Origin of the sequence: Methanothrix harundinacea 6Ac, assembly GCF_000235565.1 — an archaeon.
Lineage (GTDB): Archaea > Halobacteriota > Methanosarcinia > Methanotrichales > Methanotrichaceae > Methanocrinis > Methanocrinis harundinaceus.
Window position 1 is genome coordinate 2374991 of record NC_017527.1, and the last position, 13489, is coordinate 2388479.

Sequence of the window (13489 nt, forward strand, 5' to 3'; positions counted from 1 at the left end):
AGCCAGTCTGCTTTGCGGTGAGACGGGGGGAAACACAAGCTACACGTAGCGACCCGTTTTACCACTGGCCACGGTTCACCACAATCGAGCGGATTCTGACTCAGATTTCAGCTCAGCCCTTGGGGCAGTTAACGCGCTTTTCGAAGGAAACTTGGTCACCAGAAAACCATAACACGTCTACATTTTTTTATATTGAGATAGGTGGTGTGGATCGGTTTACTGCTGCTGTTACGGCAAACGAAATACCTGTAGCTGATGCACCAAGTCGCGCAAGAATGAAAGTTAGAACAGGCGACATCATCGTCAGTCTTACGCGTCCGCATCACGGTTCGATTGCTCTAATAAAGAAAGAGCATCATGGGTGTATTGCTTCGACCGGATTTGCCATCATTCGTAATATTGATGAAACACAAATCTCGAAGGAATACCTTGTTCATACGTTACGCTCATCGATTTGCCTTGATCAAATGCTTAGGCGAAGCAGTGGAGGTAATTATCCTGCGATTACTGAAGAGGAGCTTGCCAATATTAAAATCCCCGTCCCACCGGCTGAAATTCAGTGTCGCCTAGTGGCCGAACTTGATCCTGCTCGCGTCCAACGTGACCAATCATTGGCAGAGGCGGAGAGCCTGTTGGCTTCCATCGATAGCTATGTTCTGGAGCTGTTAGCCATTCTGCCTCACCAGGACCCACGCCGGGTATTTGCTGTGCGACGAGATCAAGTCTCATCACGCCTTGATGCTGATTATCACAGCCCGCAATTCCAGCGCCTTCGGCGTGCTATAGAAAACGGCAATTATCCATCCAAGTATCTTAGCGAATTGGTAGTGTTTATGCGCTCCGGTTTTGCAGCGGGTCGCCGAGATCAAGCTCTTGGCGGCGAACCAGCAGTGCCGCATTTGAGACCTTTGAACTTAAGCGCCTGGGGCGAACTATCCATCGATAAAACCAAAAGTGTACCCGCATCCAGCGTCAAGCCAGATGACTATCTAGTTCACGGTGAAGTGCTGTTTAACAACACTAATTCGGCCGAATGGGTGGGCAAAAGTGGCGTGTACGATTTAGAAACGCCTTGCGCTTGTTCAAACCACATGACCCGTATAAGCCTGAAACCAGGAATCGATCCGTATTTCATCGCTGCTCTGCTCAACGCCTTCCGCGGCATTGGTTACTTCTCTGCGCTGAGCACGTTTTTCAACAACCAGGCAGGCATTAACACCGCCACACTCGCAGAACTGCGGGTGCCGGTGCCAAGCGAGACTGTGCAGAAAGCCATAGCTAAAGAGGTGGTTCAACGTAAAGCCAAAGCTATGCGCCTGCGAACCCACGCCGAAAATATCTGGCAAGAAGCTCTCTCACATTTCGAGCAGCAACTCTTGCATGGAGGTATTACATGATATTTTCCGGCATCTTCCATTCTTCTCTCGGAGGCTTCACTGTGATAAGGGGTGTTGCCCCCTTGGGCGATTTGGCACGTTGCTCTAAGTTCGACCCGGACTTTCAGCGCAACCTGATCGATACCCACTGCCAAGAAATTGTGCGCTTCTTGGCTGACCAACATTACTGCTTCTTTCCTGAAGTCGTCCTTTCCGCTTCATTGCAGTTCGACTTTGATAAGTTCAAAGGGAGAGACCGTCGCAGCCCATTAGCTCGAATCTATGAAAGCCAATCTTTCAGTTCTAACGTTAACGGCCTTTCGATAAAGGTGGTCAAATCGAAACTTCCCAAGCTGATCCTGGGCGGTTCTAATGCACCAGAAATCGCCTATCTAGATCTACCGGAGGACCGACTTGAAGAAGGCCTCAGACTAATTCGAATTGACGGCAACCACCGGCTCAGTGCCTTAAACGACGCAAGTCCAGGAGATGCACGAAACAAGTTGCCTACTCCATTTTGTATAGTGCTGCATGAATATGCCGATAATGCCCAGCGTTTCGAAAAGGTGACATTCCACAACATAAACTCCAAGCAAATTCCGCTCACATCAGAAGAAAATTTACGGCTGATCCTGCAAGACAGCACGTTGTTCGACGACAAGACACTGCTGGAAAGCCAGAGCTTCGGCCCTGCCTACTACCTGGCGCGCAAGGTTCTGGCTGATATCGAGGATCGCTATCTTGCGGGGCTCGCCAAGCCTTTAGAGAACCGCCGCACGCTGGCACTCTCGCTTACGCAATTTCTCGTCGCACGTGACGATACAATCTCTCAGGCCAAAGATGCCGCCACGCTGGATGCACAAGTGCCCAGGCTGCGGAACGCGTTTCAGATGGTGAACGCCATTTATCAAAGGCCCAATCGTGATAAGCTGCGCGAAAATGGCTGCCACGGCGTGCTGATCGCCTTCCTCTACTTTTCGCTGCAAAATGAAGGGAAACAGCTTCAGGCCTTCGAGCGCTGGGTCGTGAACAACCGCATCGATCACCTAGCACCGGCCAGCACCATTCGAGGCTTAGGCTATCATTACCATCTTGGCCGCACGCAAGCAGTTGATGTGGCAAGCTTGGTAAGCGTGTTCGAGAGCATTATGACCGCTCGTAAAAGGCAGATATTTATCTCTATGGCCTTCCAAGAGGAAACAAAAGAAACCTACGAGACAATTAAAAAAACGGTGCAGCAGATCAATGAAAAATACCAATTGGATATTGAGCTGCGTGAAATCCGCATCGATTTTTTCAACAAGGGCCACAGCTACACCATTGATGATGAAGTCCTCAATGTCATAGAAGGTTCGGGCCTTCTAATCGCTGATCTCACATTTGGCAATCGCAACGTCTATCATGAGATCGGTTATCTGATGGGGTTAAACCGAGGCAAAGGACTGGAGCAGGAAAATTTCATCCTAATTGCAGACAAGAAAGCTCGGGGAGAAGAGCTCGAAAGTAACATCGGATTCAATCTCAAGAGTTGGCAGCAGTTGCGCTTTGATAGCACGCGGCAGCTGGAAGAGGGACTTACTGAGTCATTAGAGATCTTCTACAGGTTGAAGTGATATTTAATTAATATTAAAAATTCTAAATCTGGGGGCTACATCATTTTCGGCCACCCTTATCTTCTTCAATCCCGCAGGTTAATTTAATACTGAGCTGCGTATAGATAAGGACGTTTGAACTATCATGAACACCATAAGAAGTTAGAGAAGGTCCCTCTGCCGTAGGGGTGGAGCTGCCTCATTTGCCATATCAACCGGATCAGGAAGGGGGCGCCCCCTCCCTCTCTCGCCCCCCTCCCCCCGCTCCTTAAAACATTATCCCGCAGTCGTACGCCACCAGCACCTCCTCCCTCTCGCCGATGATCAGGTGGGGAGCCTCCCTCTCCATCAATATCGACCTCTTGATAAACCCGCCCCACTTGGTGAAGACGACCGCCTCCACCTTCACCAGGTCCCCATTCATGGAGACGGTCGGGGCGAGGTCGTACTCTGCCAGGTCCGAGAGGAGCCTCTCGACGACGCCCTCGTCTGCGCCGAATCCGCCTCCCAGCCCCGCCCTGGCCTCCTCCAGGTCGGAGATGATCCGGTCGTCGTTGTAGGCGTCATGCCAGAACTGGTAGAACTGCTCGCCCTGGATGCGCAGGAGGGCGAGCTGGAAGAAGCTCTCCGGCGACCCGTCGGCGGCGAGGTGGCGGAGGTAGAAGTCCTCCCTATCCGCCCGCTTCTCTGGGGAAGCGGCGGCGTACTCGGAGTAGTTCCGGTAAGGGGCGGCTTGGGCTTTGCGGGCGTAGAGGACCGGTCCGCCCCCGATCCCGGCGTAGCGGTAGACGTAGTCGAGGACGTATCCGCGCTGCGGGGAGATCCGGTCGAGGACCTCGAAGTAGAGGTTCGCGTCGAAGTCGCCTTCGGTCTTTTCGGCGTCCTCGGCCGCCAGATGGTCGGGGAAGCCCAGGGGCTCCTGGAGCGCCTCGAACTCGGCGACGACCTCTTTCGAGTAGGAGGGAGAGATCGTCGTCACCAGGAGCCACGACGGCTCTGCGATCGCCATGTCGTCATCCGCCATCTCGCCCTGGGAGCAGGAAGGCTGGAGGGATACGGCGAGGATGGAGAGGAAGAGAAAGATCTGCAGGAGGGTTTTATGGCTCATCATATATCATACCGCCCGAATTTTTTTAGATGCCTTTTGAGATATTCTCTTGAGCCGATCTAGTCGGTCTTCTAGTCGGTCTTCTAGTCGGTCTATTACTATTCATATTATTTAATGGTATTTCGCCCCGGATCGCCGGGAGGATATGGCGGCAAATATAAAGCCATGATGATCTATGGCCACAGGTGATATGATGGATCGGAAGATGACCGGCCTGAACCTGACCGCCTCCCTGAACCTGACCGCCACGATCTGGGAAGAGGATGGCGCCTACGTCTCCAAGTGCTCTGAGCTGCAGGTCGCCAGCTGGGGCATGACGCCCGCGGAGGCGCTTCGATGCCTGAAAGAGGCTGTAGAGCTATACCTGGAGAATGCTGAGGAGCTGGGCCTCTTCCCATATTCTAGAAGCGGATAAAAAATAGTTGATCCCGGGGCTCCCCTCACCCCAGGATCTCGTGCAGCTTGAAGAGATGGGGGCCGAGCTTCCCCTCGAAGTTCCCGGCCGATATCTTGACGACGCCGGGGACCTTGCAGGCCGCCATGATCCCGGAGCGCATCGACCTCTCGATCGCCTCCCGGCTGACGCCGTTGATCACCACCTCGTAGGAGGCCCGGATGGAGGGCGGCAGGATGCAGACCCCCTCGTCCTGGAGGGTCGGACAGAACCTCTCGTTCGTCGAGGCCTTCAGGAACTTGTAGCGGCTCCCCACCTTCGAGCCGCTGGCGACGACACCGCCGGGAAATGGGGTGATCGTCCCCTCCTCTTCCCGGATGGCGTCGACGGCCGCCTCGGCGGCCATGAGGGCGGCGGCCTGGTTCTCGGCCATGATGTAGAAGTTCCCCCCGGCGATCCCGTCTACGGCCCCCATCTTCTCCTCGACGATGAAGTCTCCGGACATCACCGGGATGCTGCAGACCCCCCGGTCGCAGTAGGCCATCTCCTTCTGGAAGCCGTCCCCGAAGAACTTCAGCTTCGCCCCCGTATCGAACTGCTTCTCCGCCTCGGGGAGGCCGTTGAAGACCGCCGTCGTCGGCGCCGTCAGGACGCACTGGCCTATCCGGGCGAGGAGGGACGCCTCCAGGTTCTTGAAGCTCATGTTGCAGATCTGGATGTAAACCCCCGGCCTCCCGTCGGGGGTCTCAGCCCGCCGGGCCAGCCGCTCGATCCCCGCCTCCGCCGGGCACATGATGACGGAGGTCCCAAAGCCCGTCGCCTCCCGGGCCGCCTCCATCGCCCACCGCTCCGTTATCGCCGTGATCAGAACCCGCGCCACCTTTATCGGAAAGCCCTCCGCAAAGGTATCCTCAATCTCTACGCCGCTTATCTCCATCCCGTCCACTCCTCAAAATCATCAAAATCTGAATGCTTCTCGTTTGGCGACCTCATTTTGTTGCCGGGTTGTACGCCGCCAGCTTGAAGCTGCTGCATCCGTCGCCACCCGCATCGCTCCCGGCATCGAAGGCCGCGGCAGAGCATACCGGCTTTTCGTAGTCCATCTCGAAGGCGGCTTTTGCTATCTCTCCGGCGCTCCCGCCACCCAGAGAGATCTCCTCGAACTCCGTCTTCTCGTAGGTGGCGACCATGAAGGCCCCATCCCCGGAGAGGTCGTACTCCTTAGCCCAGATCTCGTCTTTTCGGGCTATCCCCAGCCACCCCCGCCCCCCCATCACCGCCCCGGCGATCCGGGGGGTGTCCAGCTCGTCCCTCTCGTAGCCGAAGGCGATGAGGCTCAGGGCGATCGCCTCCAGGGGCCTCGTCCCGTCAGCGATCTTCTCTCCTATCATGTCGGCGTGGGTCCCGTTGGCGACGACCGCCGCCTTCCCGGCGATCCTGATGCAGTTGTAGGCTATATAGGGGTTCTTCTCCAGATCCAGCGGATCCACAGGCGATACGAGGACTGAATCACCCCTCACCTTAGCTTTGCGGTTTGGAAAGGAGCGGGACGATACCCGGTACCCGACCCAGGCCCGGCCTCCCGTCCCCCCTATGATCACGATCCTTCCTACGTACATCTTCCCCCTCCAAAATAGACCGATGACGAGGGGCCGGAGGGCCCCTCAGGCTCCCTCAGTCGAGGAGGCCGAACTTCTCGGCGTTGGCGTCGGCCATAGCCTGGACCTGGGCCAGGACCCGGGCCCCCGCCTCGCCCTTGAAGAGGTGCTTGTACCTCCCCTGGGTCTTGAGGTAATCCTCCACGGGCCTCTTCCTCCGGACCTTCGTCACCCCGGCGAGGGCCCCGTCGACGTACTCGTATAAAGGCCATAGGCAGGTCTCGACGACGAGCCTAGCCTGCTCGATGGTGTCCCCCGCCTCATAGCTCCAGCCGGTGATGCAGGGGGCGTTCACCTGGATGTAGGCGGGACCGTCGGCCGATAGAGACCTTCTGACCTTCCGCCGGAGGTCCACGGGGTAGGCGATGGAGGCGGTGGCGACGTAAGGGACGCCGTGGGCTACGGCTATCGCCGGCAGGTCCTTCTTCGGCCTGGGGTTTCCTAGGCTCAGCTTCCCCGTGGGCGTCGTCGTCGTCTTAGCGCAGAAGGGGGTCGATCCGCTCCTCTGGACCCCGGTGTTCATGTAGGCCTCGTTGTCGTAGCAGACGTAGGTGATCCTGTGACCCCGGTCGAACATCCCCGATATGGAGCCGAAGCCGATGTCGAAGGTGCTTCCGTCGCCGCCTATGACCAGGAGGTTTATGTCGGTCTTTTTGAACCTCTTGAGGGCCACCTCCACCCCGGAGGCGACGGCCGCGGGGTTCTCGAAGAGGGAGTGGATCCAGGGGACCCTCCAGGAGCTCTCTGGGAAGGGGGTCGAGGTGACCTCGAGGCATCCCGTAGGCGAGACGACGATGGTGTTGGGCCCCGCGGCGTCCAGGACGAGCTTTATCGCCGTGGGCATTCCACATCCTGCGCAGGCCCTGTGGCCGGGCGCAAACAAACTCTCTTCCATGATAATCCTCCTAGAGACACTCTGGCTTCACGTCGAAGATCTCAAACTCGGCCTCGATCCCGGCGCCTCTGACCTTCGACGCCCTCTCGACGATCCTTCTTATCTGCTTGACCCCGATGTCCCGGCCGCCGAGGCCTGCCGCAAACCCGACGATCGGCACCCTGATGGGGCTGTTGTAGAAGGCTCCCTTGAGGTCGGTGAGGAGGGCGCTCTCGTACCCCATCGATACATCCTTTTCGATCGTCACTATGACCTCTGCATCCTTCAGGGCCTCCTTCAGCTCCTCCTCGGGGAAGGGCCGGTAGCTCCTGATCTTGACGAGGCCCACCTTCACCCCCTCGGACCTGAGGCCGTCGATCGCCTCCTTGACGGTCCCGACGACGGAGCCCATGGTGACGAGGGCGACCTCGGCATCCTCCATGGAGTAGGTATCGATGAGGCCGCCGTATCCGCGGCCGAAGACCTCCTCAAACTCCTTTGAGACCAGAGCGATCTTCTTTTTAGCCCTCTCCATCGCCTGGTACTGGAGGTACTTGAACTCTGTAAACCAGCTCGGGTCGGCGAAGGCTCCGAAGGTCTTGGGGTCTTTCGGGTCGAGGACGTCCTCGGGCCGATAGGGCGGGAGGAACTCTCTGACCTTCTCGATATCCAAAAACTCCACCGGCTCGTAGACGTGGGTGAGGATGAACCCGTCCATGCAGGCCATGGAGGGGGTGAGGATCTTCGGGTCCTCGGAGATCTTGTAGAGCTGGGGGGTGAGGTCCATCGCCTCCTGGACGTTCTCGGCGTAGATCTGGATCCAGCCCGCCTCCCGGGCGGCCATGGCGTCCTGCTGATCGTTCCAGATGGAGAGGGGGGCGCTGAGGGCCCGGTTCACCGTCGTCATGACGATGGGAAGCCTCATCCCCGAGACGTTGAAGAGGACCTCGAACATCAGGGCGAGCCCCTGGGAGGTGGTCGAGGTGTAGGTTCGGGCTCCAGCGGCGGACGCCCCGATGAGGGAGGAGAGGGAGGAGAACTCCGACTCGACGTTGATGTACTGGCAGTCGAGCTTTCCGTCGGCGACGAACTCCGAGAGGTGCTCGACGATGTGGGTCTGGGGGGTGATCGGATAGACCGATATGACGTCGGGAGAGCAGCACCGGACGGCATCGGCTATCCCATAGGATCCTTCTACCACTTTCTTCATCTACTTCTCCTCCAGGACCATGGTGATCGCTCCCCTCGGACATTCGTGGGCGCAGACGCTGCACCCCTTGCAGTAGTCCAGATCCGGAACGAAGTTCCCATCGATCTGGTGGATGCAGCTCTCGGGGCAGTAGATCTCGCAGAGGCTGCACTTGATGCACTTGGCGTGATCGAAGACGGGAACGAAGGTTCTCCAGGCGCCGGTCTTGGTGATCTCGGAGCTCCCCGGCTCCACCACCATCCTAACTTCGCATCTAGTCATCGGCTGACCCCCTCGTAAGCGGTCTTTATGGCTGCCAGGTTCTTCTCGCCCAGGGAGCCGCTGAACCGGCTCAGAATCGCCTTGTTTACGCTCTCGAGGCTCACCTCGCCGGTGGCGCCGCAGAAGGCTCCGAGCATGGTGGTGTTGACGATCGGCCTCCCCAGCTTCTCGAGGGCGATCCTGGTGGCATCGATGGTGACGACCTCCGCCCCGGTCTTGAGCTTGAGGTCCTTTGGATCCCTGTCGGTGTTGATGATGATCTTCCCCTCCGGCTTGAGGCCGCTCGCCACGTCTACGACCTCCAGGAGGGTCACATCCTGGACGATGACGTAATCGGGCTCGTAGATCTGGCTTCTGATCCGGATCGGCTCGCTGGCAATTCGGGCAAAAGCCATGACTGGAGCGCCTCGCCGCTCCACACCAAAGGCGGGGAAAGCCTGGGAGTACTTTTTATCCTCAAAAGCCGCAATTGCTATCAATTCAGCAGCAGTGACAGCTCCCTGGCCACCCCGGCCGTGAAATCGAATCTCCTTCAACCGGCTGACCTCCTCATCGGCGTGAGGCGGGGACAGGATATAGCCTTTTCGGAGACGGAATCGACGGCGGCGCATCACCACATTTTTATATCCGACGGGAGCCTTAAGGAGAGAGTTTCCCATGAAGGATGATGCTGAAGAGGAGAACGATAGAGACGAACTGGAGGGCGACGGCGAGCTGCTCTTCGCGGTGAAGGCGGCCCAGCAGAGCCTCCCCGAGGGGACGGGCCCCAACGTCTGGGAGGTCCTCGCCTTCGTGGAGGGGATGGCCCCCTTCATCGATAAGGAGACCCTGATCAAGCTCAAATGCGCAAGCTGCGACCACTACGCCCCCGCCTTCTTCTCCGGAGAGGAGGAGTTAGGCGTCGTGGAGCCGCGAGCCTACTGCCACTCCAAAAGGCAGCCCCTCCATCACCTCAGCCTCTTCACCATAGCGAAATGCCCGGAACACTCCCGGGAGGAGCAGGAACAGCTGATGGATCTGGCGAACTCGGTGGTGGAGGAGGACCTCCGGCCAGCCCTCGCCGACAAGAAGCTCTACGACAGGAACGCCTTCGCCAGCTACGATGTCGACTACCGGACGATCTCGAAGAGGAACATGGCCTGCATCTTCTTCGGCCACCGGGACGAGGGGGAGTTCGTAGAGAGCGGGATCCGGGTCTGCATTCTCAGGAGGCTGGACCCGGGCTTCGGCGAGGATACCGCCAAGATCAGGGCGGTCCAGACCTACGGCCGGCCCGTCATGGTGGTGATGGCCGCCCGCCAGATCCGGCGACAGATGGATATCGACGAGGTCTTCGAAGGGATCGCCGAGAAAAGGGAGATGGACATCGTCTATCTCTGATCTCTTCTTGGCTTCGATCATAAGTACTAAATAACTAATTGAAGGATGTTTATTGCAATGGCAGACTGCATAGTGCCCGATACGAGCGTCGTGATCGACGGCAGGGTTTCGGCCAGGGTCGTCAGCGGCGAGTTTATGGGCAAAAGAGTTGTAGTCCCCGAGGCGGTGGTGGCGGAGCTGGAGGCCCAGGCAAACCACGGCCGCGAGACGGGGATCAAGGGGCTTGAAGAGCTGAGACGCCTCTCGGAGCTGGCGAAGGCCGGGAAGATCGAGCTGGAGTACGTGGGGGTGAGGCCGGACCTGGACCAGATCAAGCTCGCCGGAGGCGGCGAGATCGACGCCATGATCAGGGACGTGGCCCTGGAGATAGGGGCCTACTTCCTCACCAGCGACTCCATCCAGTCGAGGGTGGCGGGGGCGATGGGGCTGGAGGTGGAGTACGTCCGACCCCAGCGGGAGGAGATCAAGCAGATCTCCCTGGAGAAGTACTTCACCCCGGATACCCTCTCCGTCCACCTGAAGGAGGGGACGATCCCCATGGCCAAGAGGGGGAAGGTCGGCGAGTTCAGCCTCGTAAAGATCGGAAATAGGAACCTCAGCGAGAGGGACCTCCGGGATATGGTGAGGGAGATCTTCGAGAGGGTCAAGTCCGACCCGGGCGCCCACATCGAAATGGAGAAGATCGGCGCCGCCGTCGCCCAGCTCGGCCCCATGAGGATCGCCATCGCCCGGCCACCCTTCTCCGACGGCCTCGAGATAACGGCGGTGAGGCCCGTGGCCAGGGTCGACCTGGAGGACTACCGCCACAGCGACGAGCTGAAGGCGAGGCTGAAGGAAGCCCACAGGGGGATCATGATCGCAGGCCCCCCCGGCTCGGGGAAATCCACCTTCGCCGCCGGGGTCGCCAAGTACCTCCAGAAGTGCGACCACATCGTCAAGACCCTGGAGGCTCCAAGAGACCTCCAGGTCCCGCCGGAGATCACCCAGTACGGACCCCTGGAGGGGTCGATGGAGGCCTCCGCCGACATCCTCCTCCTGGTGAGGCCCGACTACACCATCTACGACGAGGTGAGGAAGACGAACGACTTCCAGGTCTTCGCCGACCTGAGGATGGCGGGGGTCGGGATGATCGGGGTCGTCCACGCCAATAAGCCCATCGACGCCCTCCAGAGGCTGATCGGCAGGGTCGACCTGGGGATGATCCCCCAGGTGATCGACACTATCGTCTTCATCGAGAAGGGGGAGGTGACGAAGGTCATGGACGTCGAGTTCATGGTGAAGGTCCCCTCGGGGATGACGGAGGCGGACCTCGCCAGGCCCGTCATCGTCGTCAAAGACTTCGAGACCGGGAAGGCGGAGTACGAGCTCTACACCTACGGCGAGGAGATCGTCATCATGCCGATCTCCCCCGAGGGGAAGAAGCCCGCCTCCTGGGACCTCGCCACCCTCCAGGTCCAGAAGGAGATGGCTACCCACCTCAAGGGCCCCTTCGAGGTGGAGATGATCAGCGACTCCTCGGCGGTGGTGAAGGTCCAGGAGAACGAGGCGGCGAGGATCATAGGCAAGTCCGGCAAGAGGATCGAGGAGATCGAGCGGACCCTGGGGATCCACATCGACGTCCAGACCTTCGACGGCCGGGAGGAGCCCCTGGCGCCCCACATCGAGGACACCGGCCGCCACCTGGCGATCTGGGTCGGCGGAAAGCCCGGCGAGCGGGTGGAGATCTTCCTCGGAAAGGAGCCGGTCTTCACCGCCACCGTCGGCCGGAGGGGCGACATCCGGATGGTGAAGTCCTCAGACCTGGCAAAGCAGATCATGCTGAGGCTGAAGCACGGCGAGAAGCTGGAGGCGAGGAAGATCCGGGAGTGAAGAATTCTCCATCCGAGTCCAGTTCCAGGAAGGATAGAAAAGAGGTGGAGAGATAGAAAATGGAACCGAATAAGGAATCGGCCTCCCCCGATGGGCTCAAAGGCCGGCCCATCAGGCTGGCTGATCTCGTGGGCTACCAGAAGGGGGCTGTGGTCAGCAGGACCCTCATCGATGAAAGGACGGGGACGGTGACCCTCTTCGCCTTCGACGAGGGGCAGCGGCTGAGCGAGCATACCGCCCCCTTCGACGCCGTGGTGAACGTCATCGAGGGGGAGGCGGAGATCACCATCTCCGGGGAGGCGATGAGGCTCTCCGGCGGGGAGATGGTGATCATGCCAGCAGGCGAGCCCCACTCAGTCGCCGCCGTCAAGCCCTTCAAGATGATCCTCACCATGATAAGGTCGTGAGATTCCGAGGATGGCATCAGGGCAGGGAGAAAATCGAGCTGCTCCTCCTCTTCAGCCGGAAAGAAGAGGAGAAAGGAAGGATAGGGGAGATCTTGGAGATGGTGGGGCTCGGTGATCGGGGAGATCATCTGCCAGGCCAGCTATCCGGGGGCGAGATGCAGGCGGTGCTAGATTCTTGCCGGTGGAGGGCTGACCTCTCTCTCCTCCCCAGCCCCCAGGTCGAAGAGATCCGAATAAAGCTCGGAGATCCCCTGGAGGGCCTTATATCCCCTGGCGGTGATCATGTAGTCCCCCCTCTCATGCCTCTGAATGATCATCCGGGCCTCCGATAGCTTCTGGAGGTGGAAGAGGAGGTTTCCGCCCCGCAGCCCCGTCAGCTTCGAGAGGGCCGAGAAGCTCTTCGTCTCCAGGGCGAGGGCCTTCATAATCTGGAGCCTCTGACCGCTCCCGAGAGGATCGAGAAGCCCCCGGACCGCCCCCTCTTCGTCGAGATCCTCGATCGAGCCCCTCTCGATATCCGGGTCTCGATACACCCGGAGGGAGCGGAAGAGATCAACCTGCTTCTCCAGGAGCCTTCCCGCCTCCGAGAAGCATCTAGCGCACTCCTCCCTGGGGGCCTTCCTCCTCATATCCTCCATCTTCGACCTGGCCCCTCCTATCGCCTCCTCCGATATCCCCCCGGCCTTGATGTGGTGGAGGTTCCCCTTCAGGAGGTCGGAGAAGAGGGCTTTGCAGACGGCCTTCATCTGACAGTCCCCGACCATATTCGCCTCCAGCCCCCCCTCGATCTCGTCGAGGGCGTAGCCGAGGATCGCCCTGCTGTAGTCGACTCTACACCCATCGAGGATCGAGGAGAGATGCTGCTGGTTTGACCTCTCCGCGAACCTCAAGAGCTCCTCATGGACGGCCTCGAGCTTCAACCTGATGTCGGCGACATCCCTCTCCAGATCCGAACCCATGAAAAGATCCCTCCCCTCCGGGGTAAAAAGGTTTCCATCCTGTATTTCTGAGTCAATTCGATACATCGGCGTGACCCTTGTATAGTTTCATGACGCTAAAGTATAAATTAGTAACCCGCCATAGGAGAGGATGGTGAAAAACCATGAGCATAAGAGATGAGATCCACGCCCAGATCGAGGGAGCCCTCAAGGACGCGAAGTTCCCCATAAAAACCCCCGACGAGCTTCTGGCGGCCATGCCTCAGGGTGCGGCCACCAGGTGCAAGGCCGGAGATTGCGAGCTGACGGCAGCAGACGCCGGAAAGGTCCTGAAGGAGACGGACTTCCCCTTCAAGAGCGCAAAAGAGGTCGCCGACGTCATCGTCGAGAGGGCGGGGCTCTGAAGGCCGCCCCAAACCTCC

Annotated in this window: 15 protein-coding genes; 7 read left to right on the forward strand and 8 right to left on the reverse strand. The window is 59.0% G+C overall.

Features of this window, described 5'->3' with window-relative positions; genetic code table 11:
- The first annotated feature begins 119 nt into the window (after window positions 1-119).
- Both MHAR_RS13095 and MHAR_RS11255 read left to right on the forward strand, forming a co-directional pair.
- Entirely contained in the window at window positions 120-1397 is a 1278-nt protein-coding gene (locus MHAR_RS13095; protein ID WP_228369562.1) for a restriction endonuclease subunit S, read from the forward strand.
- Window positions 1394-2989 (forward strand): hypothetical protein, encoded by a 1596-nt coding sequence (locus MHAR_RS11255; protein WP_014587739.1) that lies wholly within the window; start codon window positions 1394-1396, stop codon window positions 2987-2989. Before MHAR_RS13095 ends, MHAR_RS11255 begins: the two co-directional genes overlap by 4 nt.
- A gap of 247 nt (window positions 2990-3236) precedes the next feature.
- Here the strand turns inward: MHAR_RS11255 and MHAR_RS11260 are convergent, their stop codons facing one another.
- Window positions 3237-4079 (reverse strand): hypothetical protein, encoded by an 843-nt coding sequence (locus tag MHAR_RS11260; protein WP_048144659.1) that lies wholly within the window; start codon window positions 4077-4079, stop codon window positions 3237-3239.
- 187 nt (window positions 4080-4266) lie between these two features.
- Between MHAR_RS11260 and MHAR_RS11265 the strand changes: the two genes are divergently transcribed.
- Entirely contained in the window at window positions 4267-4491 is a 225-nt protein-coding gene (locus MHAR_RS11265; protein ID WP_228369563.1) for a type II toxin-antitoxin system HicB family antitoxin, read from the forward strand.
- A gap of 25 nt (window positions 4492-4516) precedes the next feature.
- On the opposite strand, the gene fhcD is transcribed toward MHAR_RS11265, so the two are convergent.
- From fhcD to MHAR_RS11295, 6 genes are read right to left on the reverse strand one after another with little or no spacing between them, the layout of a single operon-like run.
- Window positions 4517-5407 (reverse strand): formylmethanofuran--tetrahydromethanopterin N-formyltransferase, encoded by an 891-nt coding sequence (gene fhcD, locus MHAR_RS11270; RefSeq protein ID WP_014587742.1) that lies wholly within the window; start codon window positions 5405-5407, stop codon window positions 4517-4519.
- 52 nt (window positions 5408-5459) lie between these two features.
- Entirely contained in the window at window positions 5460-6089 is a 630-nt protein-coding gene (locus MHAR_RS11275; protein WP_014587743.1) for an IMP cyclohydrolase, read from the reverse strand.
- A gap of 55 nt (window positions 6090-6144) precedes the next feature.
- Entirely contained in the window at window positions 6145-7023 is an 879-nt protein-coding gene (locus MHAR_RS11280; RefSeq protein ID WP_048144660.1) for a thiamine pyrophosphate-dependent enzyme, read from the reverse strand.
- A 10-nt stretch (window positions 7024-7033) separates the two neighbouring features.
- The gene (gene porA / locus MHAR_RS11285) at window positions 7034-8212 is read right to left on the reverse strand and encodes a pyruvate synthase subunit PorA (RefSeq protein ID WP_014587745.1); all 1179 of its coding nucleotides are present in this window, start codon (window positions 8210-8212) and stop codon (window positions 7034-7036) included.
- On the reverse strand, window positions 8213-8473 hold the full coding sequence (locus tag MHAR_RS11290) for a 4Fe-4S binding protein (protein ID WP_014587746.1): 261 nt from the start codon (window positions 8471-8473) through the stop codon (window positions 8213-8215).
- Window positions 8470-9009 (reverse strand): pyruvate ferredoxin oxidoreductase subunit gamma, encoded by a 540-nt coding sequence (locus MHAR_RS11295; RefSeq protein WP_048144661.1) that lies wholly within the window; start codon window positions 9007-9009, stop codon window positions 8470-8472. Before MHAR_RS11295 ends, MHAR_RS11290 begins: the two co-directional genes overlap by 4 nt.
- 121 nt (window positions 9010-9130) lie before the next feature.
- On the opposite strand from MHAR_RS11295, the gene MHAR_RS11300 reads away from it, so the two are divergent.
- From MHAR_RS11300 to MHAR_RS11310, 3 genes are read left to right on the forward strand one after another with little or no spacing between them, the layout of a single operon-like run.
- Window positions 9131-9853, forward strand: a complete 723-nt coding sequence (locus MHAR_RS11300) for a hypothetical protein (RefSeq protein ID WP_014587748.1) — start codon at window positions 9131-9133, stop codon at window positions 9851-9853.
- 57 nt (window positions 9854-9910) lie between these two features.
- On the forward strand, window positions 9911-11722 hold the full coding sequence (locus MHAR_RS11305) for a PINc/VapC family ATPase (protein ID WP_014587749.1): 1812 nt from the start codon (window positions 9911-9913) through the stop codon (window positions 11720-11722).
- Window positions 11723-11781: 59 nt separating this feature from the next.
- A complete protein-coding gene (locus MHAR_RS11310; RefSeq protein ID WP_014587750.1) occupies window positions 11782-12129 on the forward strand; it encodes a cupin domain-containing protein in 348 nt (115 codons plus the stop codon).
- A 167-nt stretch (window positions 12130-12296) separates the two neighbouring features.
- Here MHAR_RS11310 and MHAR_RS11315 read toward each other — a convergent pair whose 3' ends face one another.
- The gene (locus tag MHAR_RS11315) at window positions 12297-13088 is read right to left on the reverse strand and encodes a winged helix-turn-helix domain-containing protein (protein ID WP_048144662.1); all 792 of its coding nucleotides are present in this window, start codon (window positions 13086-13088) and stop codon (window positions 12297-12299) included.
- Window positions 13089-13231: 143 nt separating this feature from the next.
- Between MHAR_RS11315 and MHAR_RS11320 the strand changes: the two genes are divergently transcribed.
- Window positions 13232-13471: an MTH865 family protein gene (locus MHAR_RS11320; RefSeq protein WP_014587752.1), complete on the forward strand. Its 240-nt coding sequence runs from the start codon at window positions 13232-13234 to the stop codon at window positions 13469-13471.
- Window positions 13472-13489 lie beyond the last annotated feature (18 nt).